Source organism: Ectorhizobium quercum (genome assembly GCF_026552795.1).
Taxonomy (GTDB): domain Bacteria; phylum Pseudomonadota; class Alphaproteobacteria; order Rhizobiales; family Rhizobiaceae; genus Ectorhizobium; species Ectorhizobium quercum.
On the sequence record NZ_JANFPI010000001.1, the window covers coordinates 992,373 to 1,011,174 of the forward strand.

An 18,802-nucleotide genomic window follows, 5' to 3' on the forward strand; every position below is an offset into this window, starting at 1 on the left:
CAAAAGATGAGCAGGCTTACCAAGACGCTTCTCTCGGCCGGTCTTTCGGCGATCATGGTTGTCGGCACGCTTCTGCCGGTCCAGGCCATGCCGCTGGTCAGGGCCCCGGCTGCGGTCGATGCCAATATTGAACTCGCCCAGTGGGACCGGAGGGACTACCGCCACAGGCCGCCGCCGCGCTACGACGACCGTCGGGGGCCGCCGCGCAACTTCAATCGCGCGCCGCCGCCGCGCCAGGGTTGGCATAACGGCCACCGCGGCTATCGCCAGGCGCGTCCGGGCTACCGTTATCACAACGGCTACTGGTTCCCGCTTGCGGCCTTCGCGGCCGGCGCCATCATCGGCGGCGCGGCTTCCCAGCCGACGGTTCCGCGTGCGGCTCCGTCCTCGGGCATCAACCCGCGGCATTACGACTGGTGTTCGTCGCGCTACCGCTCGTACCGGTCCTACGACAACACGTTCCAGCCCTATAACGGGCCGCGCCAGCAGTGCTATTCGCCCTATTTCTGAGCGCGGGAACGGTTTTCCATCCTTCGACGCCCGGCCTTCGTGCCGGGCGTTTGCATGTCCGGCACACTCTTTATTTGACGTTTACGTAAAATCCTCTTAACAGAAAACGGAAACGTTTCGCTAAAAGCTTTGCAAAGCGTTTCAGGGATTGGCAGGAAGTTCTTGCGATGCTCGACGGAGGCTGGGATCGCGAAACGCGCCGGAGGAGAGATATCGATGTCCGAACACCACATTCTCCTGGAACGGGTGGAAACCTATCCGGGTGTGCAGATCATCCGCTTCAACAGGCCGGAGAAGAAGAACGCGATCACCGAGGCCATGTATGCCCGCATGGCGGAGGCGCTGACGACGGCGAACACGGATTCCGCCGTCCGCGCCATCGCCTTTCTCGGCACCGACGGCTGTTTTACCGCCGGCAACGACATGAAGGATTTTCTCGCCTATGCGATGGGCGGTTCGCTGGCCCGTCCCGTCGCCTTCGACTTCCTCCAGGAACTGGCCGATAGCGCCAAGCCCATCGTCTCCGGCGTCGACGGCCTCGCCATCGGCATCGGCACGACGATCAACATGCATTGCGACCTGACCGTCGCTTCGCCGCGCAGCCTGTTCAAGGCGCCCTTCGTCGATCTCGGCCTGGTTCCCGAGGCGGGATCGAGCCTGATCGCGCCGCGCGTCATGGGCTACCAGCGCGCCTTCGCCCTGCTTGTCGCCGGCGAAGGCTTTTCCGGCGTCGAGGCGAAGGATGCCGGGCTGGTCTACCGCGTCGTCGAACCGGACGAGGTGGCGCCGGAAACCCTGCGCCTCGCCGCGCGCCTCGCCAGCCTGCCGCCGGAGGCGCTCGCCATCTCCCGGCAACTGCTGCGTGGTGATCGCGGCCCGCTGATGGAACGGATGAACGAGGAACTGGTCTCTTTCGCCGCCCGCCTCAGGAGCGCGGAAGCCCGCCGCGCCTTCGAAGCCTTCCTCAACCGGTGACGGAGCGGCGGCAGGGGACGGTCCCCCGCCGGTTCATTTCGAAAGCAGCGCCACCGTTTCCACATGCGTCGACCAGAGGAATTGGTCGATGGGCGTGACGCTGTTAATGCGATAGCCGCCGTCCGTGAGAAGTTTCAGGTCGCGGGCAAGCGTCAGCGGATTGCAGGAAACGGCCGCGACCCGCGAAATGCCCGAGCGCACCAGCTCTTTCACCTGCGCTTCCGCTCCGGCGCGGGGCGGATCGAAGACGAGGCCGTCATAGGCCTTGAGTTCGCTGGTCATCAGCGGCCGGCGGAAAAGATCGCGCTTCTCCACCGTCACCGGCTTCAGCCCCTGCGTGTTGCGTGCCGCATGGTCCAGTGCCGCCAGCGCCTTGCCGTCGCCCTCGACGGCGTGGACTCTCGTCCGGCGCGCCAGCCGCAGCGCGAACGTGCCGGCGCCGGCAAACAGGTCGGCGACCTTCTTTGCCTTCGAAAGATGCCCGAGCACGAGTTCGGCCATCGCGTCTTCCGCCGGCCGGGTGGCCTGCGTGAAGCCGGCGGGCGGCGGCACGACGGGAATGCCGCCGAAATCGATGAGCGGCTTCACCGGCTCGATCAGGATTTCGCCGTCGAGCGAGACGCGGGCGATGCCCCTGAGTTTCAGAACGGTCTGGGTCATGGCCCGGCGCTCCCTGTCGCCGGCCTTGCGGATGCCTTCGAAGCCGAGGTCGAGCCCGGTCGAGGTTTCCAGGACGGTGACGCGGAATGGATCGGGACCGGTCGCCAGCGAGGCGGCGATGGCACGGATATCGGCAAGCCGCGCCACGATGCCCGGCGCGGCGATGGGACATTCCGCAATCGCGATGATGTGGTGGCTGCCGGCCTGGTTGAAGCCGAGCAGCATGTCCTTTTCCGTCCGGCGCAGGGTGAAGACGGTGCGCCGCCGCTCGCCCGGCCGGGCGGGAATAAGCGCGCCGACCTCGGTGTCGAGGCCTTTGGCCTTCAGCGCATCCGCCACCAGCGCGCGCTTGAAGGCGCGGTAGGGCGCGTCGGCGTAATGTTGCAGCGAACAGCCGCCGCAGGCCCCGCCCTCGGCATCGGGGCCGAAGTGGCGACAGGGCGGTTCGCGCCGGTCGGGAGAGGCAACGGAAAGCGACATGATCGTGCCGTGGTTCCTGACCCGCGCGATGGCCGCGACCTCGCCGGGCAGGGCGAAGGGCACATAGACCGTGCCGCTGGCGGTGTGGGCGATGCCGTCGCCTTCGGCCCCGAGGCTGGCGATCGTGACCGTTTCCGTGCTCATGCTTTTCTCCCGGCGAGCAGGAACTCGCGGTTGCCGTCGCCGCCCTCGATGGGCGAGGGGATCAGTCCGAGGCTCGTCCAGCCCATGTCGAGCACCAGCCAGTCTTCCAGCCCGGCGGCGACGGCGGGCGCCGTTTCCGGCTCCTTCAGAAGTCCCGCCTTGCTGATCGCCTCCCGCCCCGCCTCGAACTGCGGCTTGACCAGCAGGACGCAGGACGCGCCGGGGCGCGCGAGCGTGAGCGCCGGCGCCAGCGCCAGTTTCAGCGAGATGAAGGAAACGTCGGAGACGATGAAGCCCACCGCAACGTTACCGATGTCGCCGGCCGTCAGGTGGCGCGCGTTCAGGCCCTCGATGTTCGCGACCTTCGGATGGGCGGCAAGCGTCGGATGCATCTGGCCGTGCCCGACATCGACGGCGGTGACGCGATCCGCGCCGCGTTCGAGCAGCACCTGCGTGAAGCCGCCGGTAGATGCGCCGACGTCGAGGCAGGACAGGCCCGCCGGCGACAGCGCGAAAGTGTCGAGCGCCGCCACGAGCTTCAGCGCCGCGCGCGACACATAGGCCTGCGCCGGGTCGTCGATGGCGATATCCGCATCGGCCGCGACGTTCGCCGCGGGCTTCGTCACCGTGCGGCCGTTCACCGTCACCGTGCCGCGCTGCACGGCGTCGCGGGCCCGCGAGCGGCTTTCGAAAAGGCCGCGTGCCAGCAGAAGCTGGTCGAGCCGCAAATCTTCGGTTTTCTGTCCCATGCGACCGTCAATGACCGGCCTTTGCGGCGCGCGCAAGAAAATTGTTGTGCAAAACCGCCCGGCGCGCCGCGAAAATCCGCCATGCGGCGGAACGCCGCGCGGGGAGGGCACTTTCTTGGGGAAGCGGGTTAACATGATTTCAATACAAGCGCCGGACACTTGGCAGCGAGTTTACTGCCGGACATTACGGCAGCGCCGCCATGAGGGCGGCCATCTCCCACTTCGTGTCAACGCAAGCATGCGGCGGCAACGCCGGTTCCGGCGGCGCCTCGCCGGCCATAGTTCTGGAATTAAGTCCGATGTCCCTGAAGAATCTCTCGCTCAACCTGAAACTGGTTCTGACGTTCATGGCCATCATGAGCGTGTGCGCCTTCGCGTCGGCCTGGGTCTTCTGGAGTTCCATGCAGAACAACATGGCATCCGACGAGGTCGACCGCTTCAGCGAGGTGATGCTGAAGGCCGACGATGCGCAGGCTGCGATGCTGGAACAGGCCGTCAACCAGCGCGGCTACCTGTTGCTGCGCAGCGAGGGTGCCTACAACGACGTTTTCGCCAGCCGCGACAGGATGCTGGCGGCGCTGGACGACGCCGCCCGGCTGGCCGACGGAGACGCGCAGGCGCTGGCCGGGCTGTCGGCCATGCGCCAGGCCGCCGACGCCTTCCACACGCAACTGGCCGTGCCGCAGCTTGCGGCCCGCAAGGATACCGGCATGCCGGTATCGGAAATCGTCGAGATCGGCGGGAGTGCCGCGCGTAATCATCTCGACGCCTTCCGCCAGGCCTTCACCGGCTTCCGGGAGGATGTCGGCGGGCGCCGGGAACTGCTGATGGCCGAGCAGAACGTGCGCCAGACCGGCATCTACATCGCGCTCGGGCTCGGCGGCACGCTGGCGGGCGTCGTCGCCCTCCTGCTCGTCTGGCTCCTGTCGCGCTCCATCGTCACGCCGGTCGTGGGCATGACGGCGGCCATGAGCCGGCTGGCCGAGGGCGACCACGACATCGAGGTGCCTGCCGTCGACCGCGGCGACGAGGTGGGCCGCATGGCGCGGGCCGTTCTGGTCTTCAAGCAGGCCGCCATCGACAAGGAGCGTCTTTCGGGCGAGACCGAGCGCATGCGTACCGAGAGCGAGGAAGAGCGCCGCCGCAACGATGCGGACCGCGCCGAGCGCGACGGCCAGACCCGTTTCGCCGTCGAGCAGCTGGCCGACGGTCTGCGGGCGCTGTCGGACGGCGATGTCTCCTATCGCCTCGACAGGGATTTCGCGCCGCATCTGGACGAGCTGCGCGTCGACTTCAACAATGCGCTGGAGAAATTGCAGGCGACGTTGAGGGCGGTCGGCACGACCGCCGCCACCCTGCGGGCCGGCGCCTCCGAAATCCTCTCGGCAACGGACGACCTCGCCCACCGCACCGAGCAGCAGGCGGCCTCCGTGGAGGAGACGGCGGCGGCGCTGGAGCAGGTCACGACCACCGTGCGCGATTCGGCCAAGGGTGCCGAACAGGCCGGCCAGCTCGTCGCCAAGGCGAAGGGCGAGGCGGAGAAGTCCGGCGATGTCATGCGCCGCGCCGTCTCGGCCATGCGGGAGATCGAGAAGTCGTCGGCGGCGATCGGCAGCATCATCGGCGTCATCGACGAGATCGCCTTCCAGACCAATCTTCTGGCGCTCAATGCCGGGGTCGAGGCGGCCCGTGCCGGCGATGCCGGCAAGGGCTTCGCCGTCGTGGCGCAGGAGGTGCGCGAACTCGCCCAGCGCTCGGCCAATGCGGCCAAGGAGATCAAGACCCTGATCAACGCGTCGAGCCAGCAGGTGCTCAACGGCGTCAACCTCGTCGACGAGACCGGCAAGGCACTGGAGGCGATCATCGTCGAGGTCGAGGAGATCGACGCCCATGTGTCGACCATCGTGATCGCTGCGCGGGAACAGGCGACGGGCCTTCAGGAAATCAATGCCGCCGTCAACACGATGGATCAGGGCACGCAGAAGAACGCCGCGATGGTGGAGCAGCAGACGGCGGCAAGCCATACGCTGGCCGGCGAGGCGCAGTCGCTGAACGACTTGCTCGCGCAGTTCAGGATCGACGGGGAAGCCGCCGTCGCCGGCGCTCCGCAGCCGCGCGCGCAGGGTTTTTCGCCCGCCGGGGCATCCGGTGCCGCCGCATCGCGTCCGGCGGCCCAGCCGGTCGCGCGCCAGCCGGTCCGCAAGATCACGACGCCGCAGGCCGCGCCCGAGACGGCCCGCCCGGTTCCCTCGCCGGCCCATGCGCTCGGCCAGAAGCTTGCCGGTGCGTTCGGCGCCCGGCAGGAAGAGGGCGGCAGGAGCGATCCGGACTGGACGGAGTTCTGAACCGCCCTGTCGCGACGGTTGCCTGCCGGAGCGTTTCGAGCAAAAATGTGAAGCGGTTTTGCGTTCGGAAAGGACGGGTGGACGATCCGGCGAACACGAAAGGGGATGGGAATGTTGTCCGAAAAGGTTCTCAGGGAGGCGCTGGCCGACCTCTTCGATTTCTCCCCCGTTCCCTTTTCCATTTCGACGATCGAGCATAATTCCCGCTATGTGAAGGTGAACCAGGCCTATCTTTCGCTGGTCGGGCGGAGCTGGCCGCAACTGGAGGGCCAGTCGCTGTCCATCGACCTTCCCTACGGCCTAGACGATCCGGCCCGGCTGCAACGCATGCATCTTCTGGAAACGCAGGGCTTTTACGACCTGGCCGAGGTCGAGATGATCGATTCCGGCAATCGGCTCATTCCAACACTGATCAGCGCGCAGAGGCGCCGCATTCATGGCGAGAGCTTCGACATCGAGTTCATCCTCGACAATTCCGCCCGAAAGGCTTTCGAGCATTCGATCATCGAGGCTGCCTTCACGGATTCCCTGACGGGCCTGCCCAATCGCCGCGCCTTCGACGACGCGCTGGCGAAGGCGCTCGACCGCCAGACGCCGCAGCAGAGCCTCGTTCTGGTCTATATCGACCTCAACGGCTTCAAGGGCGTCAACGATATCTACGGACACGCGGTCGGGGACGAATTGCTGCGCATTGTCGCCAAACGCCTGCGGGCCGCCATGAACGCCAGGGACTTCGTGGCACGGCTCGGCGGCGACGAGTTCGCGGCGATCCTGACGGTCCCGCGCGACAGAAAGCCGGTCGCGAGCCGCTTTTACGAGCTGGCGCAGGGCATCGTCGGCAATGTCGATCTCGATGGCGTCGCCCTGCCGGTCGGCGCCGCCGTCGGCGTGTCGGTCGCCGATGCCGTCGCCACGGCCGATTCCTTTCTCAACCACGCGGATTCGCTGATGTATCTGGCAAAGTCGAGCGGGAAGAGTATCGACGTGCGGATCGCGCCGTTCATGTCCTGAACGGTTCCCCGGGTGAGGGAGGCGCCATGCCCCCTCAGCCGGCGGTGCCGAAGCTGATCGCCTTGTGGTCGAGCGCGGCGAACACCGTCTTGACGATGCCGGTGCGGTCGAGCCCGGCATTGGCATACATGGATTCCGGCTTCGCCTGCTCCACCCATTCGTCGGGCATCGTCAGACAGCGCACCTTCAATCCGCTGTCGAGCAGGCCCTCGCCGGTCATGAAATGCAGCACCTGCGAGGCGAAGCCGCCGGCGGCGCCTTCCTCCACGGTCACGATGATTTCGTGATGTCGGGCAAGCTGGCGGATGAGATCGGTGTCGAGCGGCTTGGCGAAGCGCGCATCGGCGACAGTCGTCGAAAGGCCGGCGGCGTCGAGGTCCTCGGCAGCGTGCAGGCATTCGGCCAGCCGGGTTCCGAACGACAGCAGCGCCACCTTCGACCCCTGCTTGACGACGCGGCCCTTGCCGATGGCGAGGACCTCGCCGCGCGCGGGCATGTCGATGCCGACGCCCTCGCCGCGCGGGTAGCGGAAGGCGATCGGGCCGTCGTCGTAAGCGGCGGCGGTGCGCACCATGTGCTTCAACTCGGCCTCGTCGGCGGCGGCCATCACCACCATGCCCGGCAGCGTGGCGAGGAAGGCGGTGTCGAACGAGCCGGCATGCGTCGGCCCGTCGGCCCCGACGAAGCCGGCGCGGTCGATGGGGAAGCGCACGGGCAGCTTTTGCAGCGCCACGTCGTGGACGACCTGATCGTAGGCGCGCTGGAGGAAGGTCGAATAGAGCGCGCAGAACGGCTTGAAGCCCTCGGTCGCGAGGCCGGCGGCGAAGGTCACGGCATGCTGCTCGGCGATGCCGACATCGAAGCAGCGCTCCGGGAAAACCTCGGCGAGCTTGTCGAGGCCGGTGCCGGACGGCATGGCGGCGGTGATGCCGACGATCTTGTCGTCCTGGCGGGCTTCCTCCACCAGCGCATCGGCGAAGACGGAGGTGTAGCTCGGCGCGTTCGGCTTGGCCTTGGCCTGCGCGCCGGTGATGACGTCGAACTTGTTGACGCCGTGATACTTGTCGGCGGCCTCCTCGGCCGGGGCATAGCCCTTGCCCTTCTGCGTCACCACATGGATCAGCACCGGGCCCCGGGCGTTGTCGCGCACGTTGCGCAGCACCGGAAGCAGATGGTCGAAGGAATGGCCGTCGATCGGGCCGATATGGTAGAAGCCCAGTTCCTCGAACAGCGTTCCGCCCGTCACATAGCCGCGTGCATGGCCGACGGCGCGGGTGATCGCCCGGTCGATGGTCTTGCCGAGATAGGCCGTCAGCTTCCGCCCCAGGTCGCGGATGCCCATGTAGGTGCGGCCGGAGGCGAGCCGGGCCAGATAGGCGCTCATCGCCCCGGTCGGCGGGGCGATCGACATGTCGTTGTCGTTGAGGATGACGATCAGGCGGGCATCCAGCGCCCCGGCATTGTTCAGCGCCTCGAAGGCCATGCCGGCCGACATGGCGCCGTCGCCGATGATGGCGATGACCTTGCGGTCCGAGCGGTCGAGATCGGCAGCGACCGCCATGCCGAGGCCGGCGGAAATCGAGGTCGAGGAATGGCCAGCGCCGAAATTGTCGTATTCGCTCTCTGCCCTGCGGGTGAAGCCGGAAAGGCCGCCTTCCTGCCGCAGCGTGCGCATGCGCTCGCGCCGTCCGGTCAGGATCTTGTGCGGATAGCACTGGTGGCCGACATCGAAGATCAGCCGGTCGTCCGGCGTGTCGAACACCTTGTGGATGGCGATCGTCAGTTCCACCACGCCGAGGCCCGCGCCGAGATGGCCGCCGGTGCGGGACACGGAGTCGATCATCTCATCGCGCAGTTCGCGGGCGAGTTGCGGCAGGTCGCGGTCGTCGATCGTCTTCAGGTCCGACGGATAGTGGACCTGATCGAGAAGCGGCGTCTGCGGGGCGGGGGTGGATGTGGATTGCGTCACTGGCGGTTCTCTTTACTGGGTCCAGTCCGGGCGGTTCCGCTCGTTTCATCGGAGTTGGGCGATGGGCGGAATACGCTCGTCCGAACCGTTCTAGCGCAAATCAGCCCTGCGGCAAGGGGACAAACTCGTCTTCGTCGCCCGGAACGATGTCAAAACGCCCCGTGCGCCACTCTTCCTTGGCCTTTTCGATGCGCTCCCGCGAGGAGGAAACGAAGTTCCACCAGATGTGGCGCGGCGAATTCAGCGCGGCACCGCCGAACAGCATGATGTGACATCCCTCCGGCCCGCCTTCCAGCGTGATCGCGTCGCCGGGGCGGAACACGAGCAGCTGATCGGCGGCGAAACGGTCGCCCGCGACGCCGAGGCTGCCGGAAAGGATGTAGAGCGCCCGCTCCTCCTGCTTGGCGGGGAAGGGAAAACGCGCGCCGGCCTCAAGCGTCAGGTCGACATAGAGCGTGTCGGAAAAGGCCCGGACCGGCGATGCCAGTCCCTCGAACGAACCGATCACGACGCGACCGCGCGCCCCTTCGGCGGAAAATTCCGGCATGGAGGCGGCTTCGGTATGGGTGAATTCCGGGTCCATCTCCTCCAGCCTGTCGGGCAGGGCCAGCCAGGTTTGCAGGCCGGAGATGGAATGCGGATGGCCGCGCAGCTTTTCCGGCGTGCGTTCGGAATGCACGATGCCCTTGCCGGCGGTCATCAGGTTGATGTCGCCGGGCTTGATGACGAGTTCGGTGCCGAGGCTGTCGCGGTGCTTGATCTGGCCGTCGAACAGATAGGTGACGGTCGAAAGGCCGATATGCGGATGCGGTTGCACGTCGAGCGCCTGATCGGCCCTCAGCAGCGCCGGGCCCATGCGGTCGAAGAAGATGAACGGGCCGACGAGCCGCCGCCGGCGCGAGGGAAGCGCGCGGCGCACCTCGAAATTGCCGAGATCGCTGGTGCGCGGAATGATCAGGCTCTCGATGGCCGAGCAGGAAAAGGCGTCGCCCGCAACGGGATCGTCTCCGGGAAAGAAGGACATCGGTTCTCGCTCCTCGCTGGGGTTCCTCCAGACATCATATAGGTGTCCTCCCGGCCTGCACCAGCCCGCCGCGGTTCAATCGTCGTCGCAGACGCTCAACACTGTGTCTTCGCCGGCGCGGCTTCCCAGTTGGAGGCAGCCACCGTCGTGGCAGAGCTGCCAGCCGCCGCCGGTGGCGCCCGAAGCGGCCAGCGCGAGGGAGGGCAGGGGCTTCGTCCGCGGATGCCAGACGAGCCATCCGTCCCGCGCCACCGCGCCTTCGCCCGGCTCCATGCCGGCGCCCGAACCCCTGATCATCGCGGTTTCGAGCACCAGCCCGGCGGGCGTGATCCGCCATTCTTCGCGCCATCCGGTTTTCTGCACCGAATGCGTCCAGCCGAGGGAGAAGAGGCTGACGGCGAGCGTCACGGTCTTTCCCCCGGCAAGGATGCAGAGCGCGCTCATGTCGCCGGGGAAACGGCGCTTCTCGCTCGCCACCAGTGCTGGGCGATGATGAGGGCGGCGAGCGCGAAGCCGATTTCGTCGGTCAGCGGCAGGGAAAGCACGAGAAGCACGCCGGCCGCCAGCGCCAGCCCCCGTTCCCATAGTGCCGCCGGGCGGATGAGGAAGCCGACGACCGCCATGCCCCACAGGCCGATGGCCAGGCACGCCTTGGTGAAGACATAGGCCACTTCCACCGGATAGCCCCAGGCTTCCGCCATCGGCCCGGCGTCCTGAAGCATGAGCGAGGGCGTGTAGACGGCCATGAAGGGCACGACGAAACCGGCGGTGGCGAGCTTGGTCGCCTGTAGCGAGATGCGCAGCCCCGATGTCTTGGCCATCGGCGCGGCGGCGAAGCAGGCGAGCGCCACGGGCGGCGTCAGGTCCGCCATGATGCCGAAATAGAAGACGAACATGTGGCTGACGATCAGCGGCACGTCGAGCGCCAGCAGGGCGGGGCCGGCCAGCGACGAGGTGATGATGTAGTTCGGAATGGTGGGAATGCCCATGCCGAGCACGAGGCAGGTGATCATCGTCAGCACCAGCGAGAGGAACAGGTTGTTCTCGCCGATCCGGATGATCGCGCCGATGAAGGTGGAGGCGATGCCGGTCAGCGTCAGCGTGCCGATGACGATGCCGACGATGGCGCAGGCGATGCCCACCGGCAGGGCGTTCTTGGCGCCTTCGGCAAGCGAATCGCGGCAGATGATCAGCGTTTCGCGCCCGCCCTGCACGAAGAAGCAGGCGGCGACCAGCGCGGCGATGACGAGGAACAGGATGTTCACGCCGAATTTCAGGAAGGCCGAGGCCGCGACGCCGAGCGCCACCCAGAAGACGATGCGGAAGGCGAACGGGCCGATGCGGGCGGCCAGCGGCGTGCCGAGGATCAGCACCACCACCAGCGCCAGCCCCATCGTGCCGGCGAAGATCGGCGTGTAACCGGCAAACAGCAGGTAGACCAGCGCCCCGAGCGGCAGCATGAGCGCCCAGTCCTTCCTCAGCGCTTTCCACGGGTTCGGCAGGATGGCCCGGTCCATGCCGGACAGCTTCGCCTTGCCGGCCTCCAGATAGACCATCCAGAAACAGACGCCGAAATAGAGGACGGCCGGGATCAGCGCCGCCTTGACGACATCCGCATAGGGCACGTTCAGCGTTTCGGCCATGATGAAGGCGACCGCGCCCATCACCGGCGGCATGATCTGCCCGCCCATCGAGGAGGTCGCCTCCACGCCGCCCGAAAAGGCCGAGGAGAAGCCGAACCGCTTCATCAGCGGAATGGTGAACTGGCCGGAGGCGACGACATTGGCCACGCCCGAGCCGGACACGGTGCCCATCAGCGCCGAGGACATGACGCAGACCTGCGCCGGCCCGCCGCGCCAGGAGCCGACAAGCCCGAGCGCCAGGTCGTTGAACAGGTTCAGCATCCCGGCCCGTTCGAGGAAGGCGGCGAAGACGACGAAGATGAAGATATAGGCCGAGGAGACGTAGATCGGCGTGCCGTAGATGCCTTCGGTGCCGAAGCCGAAATGCTCGACGATCAGCTCGAAATCATAGCCGCGATGCTGGAACGGCGCGGGCAGGTATTGCCCGAAGAAGCAGTAGGCGAGGAATATGCCGGAGATGATGGTGAGCGGCAGGCCCATGAGGCGGCGCGCGCCCTCGAACACCAGCACGACCATGAGGCTTGCCACCACCAGGTCGAGGTCGGTGTGGAAGCCCGAGCGCTGGATCAGGTCGACATAGAAGATCCAGTTGTAGAGGCCGGTCGAAAAGCCGAGCAGCCCGAGCGTCCAGAACCAGACCTTGCCGGCGGTGCTTTTGGCCACCAGATTGCCGAGCAGGGTGAAGCCGAGCAGCAGCAGGAAGCCGACATGCATGGCGCGCACCACCTGGCTCGGCAGGCTGCCATAGGCCGCCGCCCATATCTGGAACAGCGAGAAGACGATGGCGATGGTGAAGACGGTCTTGCCGGCAAGGCCCTCGCCGAAACCGGACGGCAGGCCTTCGATGGCCTCCTCCGCGCTGCGCGGTGGGGCATTCGGGGCAGGTTGGGCGCTGATGCTCAATGTCGTTCCTCCGGCGACGTCGAATGGGCATGGCCACCGCCCGGTCCGGGCGGCAGGCGGTGCGCGCGGCCCTCCTCCCTGGCCGCGCGCGCAGCGCCCCCGCATCCGAAAGGGCCGGGGCACTGTCGGGAAACGGGACGGCGCCCCTTACTTGAGGACGCCGATCTCCCGGTAATAGCGCTCCGCGCCGGGATGCAGCGGCACAGGCATGCCCTCGATCGCCTTCGTCACGTCGATGGCCGTCGCGGCGGCATGCGAGGCCGCCAGCCGGTCGACATTCTCGAACAGCAGCTTCGTCATCTGATAGGCGGTTTCGTCCGAAACGCCCTCGTGGGTGATGAGGAAGTTGCCGACCGTTGCCGTTTCCACATCCTCCGTCTGGCCGTCATAGGTCCCGGCGGGAATGATGGCGGCGACATAGGGCGCGCCGATCTTCTCCACATCGGCGGCGGGCACCGCCACGACGTTGATCGGCAGAGAGGTCGCAAGGTCGCGGATCGAGGCGACGCCGAGGCCCGCCGATTGCAGCGTGGCGTCGAGCTGGCGGTTCTTGATCAGCTCCACCGATTCGGCGAAGGGCAGGTATTCGAGCTTGCCGAGATCGCCGTAGGCAAGACCGGCGGCCCTGAAGATCGCGCGGGCGTTGAGTTCCGTGCCGGAGGCAGGCGCCCCCACCGAAAGGCTCTTGCCCTTGAGGTCGGCCAGCGTCGTCACGCCTGAATCCTTCGAGGCGACGATCTGGATATAGTTGGAATAGATGCCGGCGATGCCGCGCAGCTTGTCGAGCTTGCCGGGAAAGCCCGCTTCGGTGTTGCCTTCCCAGGCCTCCTGAACGCTGTCACCCAGCGAGAAACCGAGCTCGCCGCGCCCGCGCTGCAACAGGTTGAGATTTTCGACCGACGCCTTGGTGGCCTGGACCTGGGTGCGCACCCCCGGGATCTTCTCGCTGTAGATTTCCGAAAGCGCGACGCCGAGCGGATAATAGACCCCCGAGGTGCCGCCGGTCAGAACGTTGATGAATTCGTCCGCGCGCGCGGTCGCAACGGTTGCGAGGCTCGAAAGAGCCACGATGCCTGCGCATGCAATACGGGTTGTGATATGCGTCATGATTGCTCCTCCCAAAACAAATCCTTCGGCTGCGACGATTTGACCGGATGGGAGGAGAAAGGTCAATGACCCCAAGGGGAAATTCTGTTGCCGTGCCGAAAGTCCGCGCCTTGCCCGGCGCGGGGCATGGACAATCAGCCGTTGTCCAGCGGTTCCGTGCCCTGCGGCTTGCCGGCGCGGTCGATGCGGATCTTCTCGATGCGGTTCTCGGCGGCGGAAAGAAGGGTCTCGCAATGCTTCTTCAGCGCTTCGCCGCGTTCGTAGATGGCGATGGATTCGTCCAGCGCCACGTCGCCGCGCTCCAGCCGCGCCACGATGTTTTCCAGTTCTGCCACCGCCTTTTCGAAGGAAAGGCCGGTGATGTCGGCGGGCGTGGCGATGTCGGTCATGGTCAACCCCGGATCAGTCTTGAAATATGCAGGCCGGCCGACTCGGCCAGACCTTCAAGATCATAGCCGCCTTCGAGCAGGCTGACGACCCGGTTGCCGGCGCTATCCTCGGCAATTTCCATCAGCCGGCCCGTCGCCCAGTCGAAATCCTCGCCGGTGAGGTTCAGATGGCCGGCCCTGTCGCGGTGATGCGCGTCGAAGCCGGCGGAAACGATGACGATGTCCGGGCTGAAGTTGCGAAGCGCCCGGAGGATGCGGTCGCGGAAGGCTTCGCGGAACTGGTCGCCGGAAGAACCGGCGGAAAGCGGAACGTTGACGACGTTTCCGGCGATGCCGGTTTCCTCCACCCGGCCGGAGAAGGGATAGAGCGGCGCCTCGTGGATCGAGGCGAACAGCGTGTCGGGATCGTTCCAGACGATCTCCTGCGTGCCGTCGCCGTGGTGGACGTCCCAGTCGACGATGGCGATGCGCTCGGCCCCGTGGGCGGCGCGGGCGTGCGCGGCGGCGATGGCCGCGTTGTTGAACAGGCAGAAGCCGGCGGTGCGGGCGCGGCCCGCATGATGCCCCGGCGGGCGGGAGGCGACGAAGGCGTTGTCGGCCGTGCCGGCAAACACGTCGTCGACCGCCGCTATCGCCCCGCCGACGGCGCGAAGCGCTGCCTGAAGCGTGCCGGCGGACCCGTAGGTATCCTCGGCCACCCTGCGGATGTCGCTCTCTTCCTCCGGCATCGAGCGCATGATGTGCTGTAAATACTCTTCCGTATGGGCCATCAGGACGGCGTCCTCGCTGGCGCGCGGCGCTTCCGCCCGCTCAAGCCGCGCGAAATTCGGATGTTCGAGCGCGAGCGCCAGCGCCCGCAGCCGGTCCGGATGCTCCGGATGGCCTTTCGGCACCTCGTGCCTGAGAAAATCCGCATGTTCGTAAAGGCGTGTCGTCATGCCGCTCGTCCGTTGGCGAAGGGAGTCTTGTTCTTTTCCCCGTCGACGTTTTAGATGCGGTTAAAGCTGGGGAAAAACAATGGCCACGAACGACGCTTTCGATACGATGGACATTCGCGTCGCCTATCGCGACGTCGACATGCAGGGGCAGATGCACAACGCCGCCTATCTGACGCTGGCGGAACAGGCGCTGGTCGATTTCTGGAGCCAGCGCCCGACGGTGGAGAGCGAGCCGGCTTTCGCGATGAAGCGCATGGAATGCGTCTTTCACAAGCCGCTCCACTATGACGATATCGCCCGCCTGCGGGTGGAGATCGACAAGATCGGCATGCAGACGGTCGGCTTTGCCGTGCTCATCGAGCGGGACGGCACGCTTGCCGCCCGCGTTGAAATCGTCTGGACGGCCTATGACCGGGACAAGGGCGAGGAGGCCCGCCTGCCGGAAGCCCTGCGCGACTGGCTCTACGATTTCCTGCCCTGAAACGGCAAGGCCGCTCCGGACCGCTGACAAAGGCTGTATCGCTCTCGTTCGTCATGGTCGGGCCTGACCCGTCCATCCACCGCGCCGCCTGCGGCGTGGATCCTTGGGCTCGAGCTCGAGGGTGACGAGGGAGTGGGGTGGTGGATACGTTGAGGCCGCCCGCAGGCGGCCCCGGTGTCTCCGATTTACCGGCGGACCGGCAGAAGCGGGTAGCCGGCCTGCACGGCGCGGGCGGCGAGCGCTGCGACGCCCGCCTTGACGAGATCGCCCGGGATGAAGGCCAGCGAGCCGGCGAAGGCCTTGGCGAAGGGCAGTCCCGTGACCAGCATCACGCCGAGGATGCCGCAGGCATAGAGCACGACCACGCCGCCGGCGACGGCGGCGATGAAGAAGTTGGCAAGCTGGGCGACGCTGCCCTGCGTGCTGTTGACGAAGCGCTGGGACAGAAGGCCGGTGACGAAGGCGGCGGGCAGCCAGCCGAGGAGGAAGCCGACGGTTGGCTGGGAGAAGACGCCGAGGCCGCCGCGGCCGCCTGACAGCACGGGCAGGCCGACGATGACGAGAAGGATGACCAGAGCCACGGCGAGCGCGCCGCGCTTCGCCCCGAGGATGACGCCCGCCAGCATGACGCCGAGCGATTGCGCCGTGATCGGCACGGGAATGAAGCCGAGCGGGATCGGCGGCAGCAGGCCGAGCGCCACGATGATGGCGGCAAACAGTGAAACGAGAACGAGATCGCGGGTATTCATGGTCTGGGAAACCTCCACTTCATTGACGTCTTAATGGCGGCGAAGGCCGCGCGCGTCAATGGCGGCGGCGATCTGGTCGGCCTCGCGGAGGGTCAGAATCACCAGGGGTGCGACCAAAGTCAGGGGCCGGACCTTCAGCCCGCGTGCCTTGTGCGCCTCGCGGATGGCTTCGTAGCGGGCGAGGATTTCCGGCACGAATCGCACGACCAGCCCGAAGGCCAGCCCGATATCGGCGGCGCGGACGAGGCCCGCCCGTTCCAGCGGCTGCGCCAGCCGGGTGATCTCGTCGATGAAATCCCCGACCGTCGTGGTGGCGGTGACGGCGGCGGCAAACAGCATCAGCGTCGTCAGCCGCAGCAGTTGCAGCAGCGCCTCTTCCGCCGAATTGACCATGAAACTGAAGGCGGCGACGATGGCGATGGTCAGGAAGACCGGGCGAAGGCGCCTGAGCGCCTCGGCCGCCGGCAGGCCGAGCGTGAAATAGACGAGCGCGCCGAGTGCGGGGCCGATAAGCAGAAGCAGCGGGTTGCGCGTCAGGAACAGGCTGATGCCGAGCAGGGCGAGAAACACGAGTTTCGGCCGGACGGGCAGGCGGTGGAGCGGGCTCGTGCCTTCGACGTAGAGCGACTTCATGCGCCGGCGATCTCTAGATAGCGGGCGACGGCCTCGGCCGGTGGCGCATCCGCCGCAAGCCGGCCCTCGTGGAAAAGAAGCACGCGGTCGAAACCGTCGAGCAGCGCCAGATCGTGGCTGATGACGATGAGCTGCTGCGAAAGCCCGGCCATCGTCCGTTCGACGAGGCGCCGGTTCTTCAGATCGAGCTGGTTGGTGGGCTCGTCGAGAATGACGAGGTCGGGGCCGGTGACGAGCACGGCGGCCAGCGCCGCAAGCTGAAGCTCGCCGCCGGACAGCTCGTGCGCCCGGCGCCGTTCCAGATGGGCGATGGCGAGCGCCTCCAGCGTTTCCGCGATCTTCGCCGCCCGCTGCGCCTTGTCGAGCCCGCGGTTCTTCAGGCCGAAATCCATGTCTTCGGCGACGATCGGCATGATGATCTGGTTGGCCGGGTTCTGGAAGATGTAGCCCGTGCGGCCTGCCAGCGTTTTCGCATCGGCCACCGTGTCGAGGCCGTCGAGCGTGATGCGGCCCCGGCTCGGCGCCACGAGCCCGTTGATCAGCCGCGCGAAGGTCGATTTTCCAGAGCCGTTGAGGCCGATCACGCCGATGCGGCGCTCGGCGAGCGAAAGCGTGAGCGGCTGAAGCACCGTGCGGTCGCCGAAATCGACGCCTGCGCCCTCGAAACGAATGTTCACGCTCTCTCCTTCCATCGGACCCGCAGGCTTATACTCCCTGGAGAATGAAAAGAGAAATCGGAACATAAAAAGAACATTGTCTTTTTGCGCCGTCTTTTCTACGCTGGTTTCATGGCGATTCCGGTTTCGAACAAAGATGCAAGGCGGTTTTTCATCGAAAGGCAGGGGCTTTCCGGCCCGCCCGGCCGTTCGCTCGGCAAGGAGGGGCTGTACGATCTCGTCACCCGGCTCGGTTTCGTGCAGGTGGACAGCATCCGCACGGTCGAGCGCGCCCATCACATGATCCTGTTCGCCCGTAACCAGACCTATCGCCCGGCCCATCTCGACGCGCTGATTGAGAAGGACCGGCTGCTGTTCGAGCACTGGACGCATGATGCGTCGATCCTGCCGTCCGCCTTTTTCCCCTACTGGAAATGGCGCTTCCTGCGCGAGGAGCCCCGTATCCGCGAAGGGTGGAGGAAGTGGCGCGGCGAGGGCTTCGAGGCCGTCTTCGAGGAGACGCTCGAACGCATCCGCACGAACGGCCCGGTCATGGCCCGCGACCTCAAGGCCGAGGATCACGTTTCGGGCGGCTGGTGGAACTGGCACCCCTCGAAGACCGCGCTGGAGTTCCTCTGGCGCACCGGCCATCTGGCAATTGCCGGACGCACGAACTTCCAGAAAGTCTACGATCTGTCCTCGCGGGTCCTGCCCGCCGACCTGCATGCCGCCGAGGTCGATCACGACGCCTTCGTGGATTTCGCCTGCCGCGGCGCGCTCATGCGGCTGGGCTTTGCCACGCCCGGTGAAATCGCCGCCTTTTTCGCGCTCGTCAGCCCGCAGGAGGCCCGGGACTGGGTTGCCGCCCATCGCGACGAGCTTGAGGAGGTCGCCATCGCACCGGCAGCGGGGGAAAAGCCGCGCCCGGCCTTCGCCTTCGCGGGCATTGCTGGCAGGATCGGGCAGGCGCCGGAACCGCCGGCCCGCATCCGGGTGCTTTCGCCGTTCGATCCGCTCTTACGCGACCGCAGCCGTGCCGAGCGCCTGTTCGGCTTCTTCTACCGCATCGAGGTCTTCGTGCCGGAAGGGAAGCGGCAATACGGCTATTATGTCTTCCCGCTCATCGAGGGCGACCGGCTGATCGGCCGCATCGACATGAAGGCCGAGCGCGGGGAAGGGGTCCTCTCGGTCCGGCGCCTGTGGTTGGAACCCGGCGTGCGGGCCTCGTCCGGCCGGCTCGAGAAGCTCGACGCCGAATTGCAGCGCGTCGCCCGCTTCTGCGGGGTGGAGCGGGTGGATTATCGGGACGGGTGGCGGGGGTAGCGGATATGCGGGCGGTTTACGCTTCCGAGGTCGCTCGTGTCACGCCGCCTCCGGCTACCCGCAATCTCCCCACAAGGGGGCAAAACGAAAGATGCGCCGGTTTCCCGGTTCGC

At 66.6% G+C, this 18,802-nt stretch carries 18 protein-coding genes; 6 read left to right on the forward strand and 12 right to left on the reverse strand.

The window, feature by feature from the left end:
• Positions 1-6 precede the first annotated feature (6 nt).
• Together NOF55_RS04465 and NOF55_RS04470 are read left to right on the forward strand one after the other, a co-directional pair.
• Positions 7-510 (forward strand): BA14K family protein, encoded by a 504-nt coding sequence (locus NOF55_RS04465; RefSeq protein WP_306410098.1) that lies wholly within the window; start codon positions 7-9, stop codon positions 508-510.
• 216 nt (positions 511-726) lie between these two features.
• On the forward strand, positions 727-1,485 hold the full coding sequence (locus NOF55_RS04470) for a crotonase/enoyl-CoA hydratase family protein (RefSeq protein ID WP_306410099.1): 759 nt from the start codon (positions 727-729) through the stop codon (positions 1,483-1,485).
• A 33-nt stretch (positions 1,486-1,518) separates the two neighbouring features.
• Here NOF55_RS04470 and NOF55_RS04475 read toward each other — a convergent pair whose 3' ends face one another.
• Positions 1,519-2,769 (reverse strand): class I SAM-dependent RNA methyltransferase, encoded by a 1,251-nt coding sequence (locus NOF55_RS04475; RefSeq protein ID WP_306410100.1) that lies wholly within the window; start codon positions 2,767-2,769, stop codon positions 1,519-1,521.
• Positions 2,766-3,518, reverse strand: a complete 753-nt coding sequence (locus tag NOF55_RS04480) for a TlyA family RNA methyltransferase (RefSeq protein WP_306410101.1) — start codon at positions 3,516-3,518, stop codon at positions 2,766-2,768. The genes NOF55_RS04475 and NOF55_RS04480 overlap by 4 nt, the downstream gene beginning before the upstream one ends.
• A 299-nt stretch (positions 3,519-3,817) precedes the next feature.
• On the opposite strand from NOF55_RS04480, the gene NOF55_RS04485 reads away from it, so the two are divergent.
• Together NOF55_RS04485 and NOF55_RS04490 are read left to right on the forward strand one after the other, a co-directional pair.
• On the forward strand, positions 3,818-5,863 hold the full coding sequence (locus NOF55_RS04485; RefSeq protein WP_306410102.1) for a methyl-accepting chemotaxis protein: 2,046 nt from the start codon (positions 3,818-3,820) through the stop codon (positions 5,861-5,863).
• 111 nt (positions 5,864-5,974) lie between these two features.
• A complete protein-coding gene (locus tag NOF55_RS04490) occupies positions 5,975-6,874 on the forward strand; it encodes a GGDEF domain-containing protein (RefSeq protein WP_306410103.1) in 900 nt (299 codons plus the stop codon).
• 34 nt (positions 6,875-6,908) lie between these two features.
• On the opposite strand, the gene dxs is transcribed toward NOF55_RS04490, so the two are convergent.
• From dxs to NOF55_RS04525, 7 genes are all read right to left on the reverse strand, one after another.
• Positions 6,909-8,843 carry a 1-deoxy-D-xylulose-5-phosphate synthase gene (dxs, locus tag NOF55_RS04495; protein WP_306410104.1) on the reverse strand — a complete coding sequence of 645 codons (1,935 nt, stop codon included), beginning with the start codon at positions 8,841-8,843 and terminating at the stop codon, positions 6,909-6,911.
• A gap of 100 nt (positions 8,844-8,943) precedes the next feature.
• Positions 8,944-9,867 carry a pirin family protein gene (locus NOF55_RS04500; protein WP_306410105.1) on the reverse strand — a complete coding sequence of 308 codons (924 nt, stop codon included), beginning with the start codon at positions 9,865-9,867 and terminating at the stop codon, positions 8,944-8,946.
• A gap of 75 nt (positions 9,868-9,942) precedes the next feature.
• On the reverse strand, positions 9,943-10,311 hold the full coding sequence (locus NOF55_RS04505) for a DUF1850 domain-containing protein (RefSeq protein ID WP_306410106.1): 369 nt from the start codon (positions 10,309-10,311) through the stop codon (positions 9,943-9,945).
• The gene (locus tag NOF55_RS04510; protein ID WP_306410107.1) at positions 10,308-12,413 is read right to left on the reverse strand and encodes a TRAP transporter permease; all 2,106 of its coding nucleotides are present in this window, start codon (positions 12,411-12,413) and stop codon (positions 10,308-10,310) included. The genes NOF55_RS04505 and NOF55_RS04510 overlap by 4 nt, the downstream gene beginning before the upstream one ends.
• A gap of 147 nt (positions 12,414-12,560) precedes the next feature.
• Positions 12,561-13,520, reverse strand: a complete 960-nt coding sequence (locus NOF55_RS04515; protein WP_306410108.1) for a TAXI family TRAP transporter solute-binding subunit — start codon at positions 13,518-13,520, stop codon at positions 12,561-12,563.
• A gap of 134 nt (positions 13,521-13,654) precedes the next feature.
• Positions 13,655-13,909, reverse strand: a complete 255-nt coding sequence (locus NOF55_RS04520; RefSeq protein WP_306410109.1) for an exodeoxyribonuclease VII small subunit — start codon at positions 13,907-13,909, stop codon at positions 13,655-13,657.
• Between the two features lie 2 nt (positions 13,910-13,911).
• Positions 13,912-14,847, reverse strand: coding sequence for a histone deacetylase family protein (locus NOF55_RS04525; RefSeq protein ID WP_306410110.1), 936 nt, complete (start codon positions 14,845-14,847; stop codon positions 13,912-13,914).
• 79 nt (positions 14,848-14,926) lie between these two features.
• Between NOF55_RS04525 and NOF55_RS04530 the strand changes: the two genes are divergently transcribed.
• Positions 14,927-15,328, forward strand: coding sequence for an acyl-CoA thioesterase (locus NOF55_RS04530; protein WP_306410111.1), 402 nt, complete (start codon positions 14,927-14,929; stop codon positions 15,326-15,328).
• A 185-nt stretch (positions 15,329-15,513) separates the two neighbouring features.
• Here NOF55_RS04530 and NOF55_RS04535 read toward each other — a convergent pair whose 3' ends face one another.
• From NOF55_RS04535 to NOF55_RS04545, 3 genes are read right to left on the reverse strand one after another with little or no spacing between them, the layout of a single operon-like run.
• Positions 15,514-16,077: a biotin transporter BioY gene (locus NOF55_RS04535; protein ID WP_306410112.1), complete on the reverse strand. Its 564-nt coding sequence runs from the start codon at positions 16,075-16,077 to the stop codon at positions 15,514-15,516.
• 30 nt (positions 16,078-16,107) lie between these two features.
• Entirely contained in the window at positions 16,108-16,710 is a 603-nt protein-coding gene (locus NOF55_RS04540; protein WP_306410113.1) for a CbiQ family ECF transporter T component, read from the reverse strand.
• Positions 16,707-17,387 (reverse strand): energy-coupling factor ABC transporter ATP-binding protein, encoded by a 681-nt coding sequence (locus NOF55_RS04545; protein ID WP_306410114.1) that lies wholly within the window; start codon positions 17,385-17,387, stop codon positions 16,707-16,709. The genes NOF55_RS04540 and NOF55_RS04545 overlap by 4 nt, the downstream gene beginning before the upstream one ends.
• A 111-nt stretch (positions 17,388-17,498) precedes the next feature.
• Between NOF55_RS04545 and NOF55_RS04550 the strand changes: the two genes are divergently transcribed.
• Entirely contained in the window at positions 17,499-18,689 is a 1,191-nt protein-coding gene (locus NOF55_RS04550; protein ID WP_306410115.1) for a winged helix-turn-helix domain-containing protein, read from the forward strand.
• The last annotated feature ends 113 nt before the right edge of the window (positions 18,690-18,802 follow it).

Bases quoted from the DNA above. Each gene is read 5' to 3' on its own strand.
- NOF55_RS04465 (WP_306410098.1), top strand. From the start codon at position 7: ATGAGCAGGCTTACCAAGACGCTTCTCTCGGCCGGTCTTTCGGCGATC.
- NOF55_RS04480 (WP_306410101.1), bottom strand. From the start codon at position 3,518: ATGGGACAGAAAACCGAAGATTTGCGGCTCGACCAGCTTCTGCTGGCA.
- NOF55_RS04475 (WP_306410100.1), bottom strand. From the start codon at position 2,769: ATGAGCACGGAAACGGTCACGATCGCCAGCCTCGGGGCCGAAGGCGAC.
- NOF55_RS04470 (WP_306410099.1), top strand. From the start codon at position 727: ATGTCCGAACACCACATTCTCCTGGAACGGGTGGAAACCTATCCGGGT.
- NOF55_RS04490 (WP_306410103.1), top strand. From the start codon at position 5,975: ATGTTGTCCGAAAAGGTTCTCAGGGAGGCGCTGGCCGACCTCTTCGAT.
- NOF55_RS04520 (WP_306410109.1), bottom strand. From the start codon at position 13,909: ATGACCGACATCGCCACGCCCGCCGACATCACCGGCCTTTCCTTCGAA.
- NOF55_RS04550 (WP_306410115.1), top strand. From the start codon at position 17,499: ATGGCGATTCCGGTTTCGAACAAAGATGCAAGGCGGTTTTTCATCGAA.
- NOF55_RS04530 (WP_306410111.1), top strand. From the start codon at position 14,927: ATGGCCACGAACGACGCTTTCGATACGATGGACATTCGCGTCGCCTAT.
- NOF55_RS04535 (WP_306410112.1), bottom strand. From the start codon at position 16,077: ATGAATACCCGCGATCTCGTTCTCGTTTCACTGTTTGCCGCCATCATC.
- NOF55_RS04525 (WP_306410110.1), bottom strand. From the start codon at position 14,847: ATGACGACACGCCTTTACGAACATGCGGATTTTCTCAGGCACGAGGTG.
- NOF55_RS04515 (WP_306410108.1), bottom strand. From the start codon at position 13,520: ATGACGCATATCACAACCCGTATTGCATGCGCAGGCATCGTGGCTCTT.
- NOF55_RS04505 (WP_306410106.1), bottom strand. From the start codon at position 10,311: ATGAGCGCGCTCTGCATCCTTGCCGGGGGAAAGACCGTGACGCTCGCC.
- NOF55_RS04540 (WP_306410113.1), bottom strand. From the start codon at position 16,710: ATGAAGTCGCTCTACGTCGAAGGCACGAGCCCGCTCCACCGCCTGCCC.
- NOF55_RS04485 (WP_306410102.1), top strand. From the start codon at position 3,818: ATGTCCCTGAAGAATCTCTCGCTCAACCTGAAACTGGTTCTGACGTTC.
- NOF55_RS04500 (WP_306410105.1), bottom strand. From the start codon at position 9,867: ATGTCCTTCTTTCCCGGAGACGATCCCGTTGCGGGCGACGCCTTTTCC.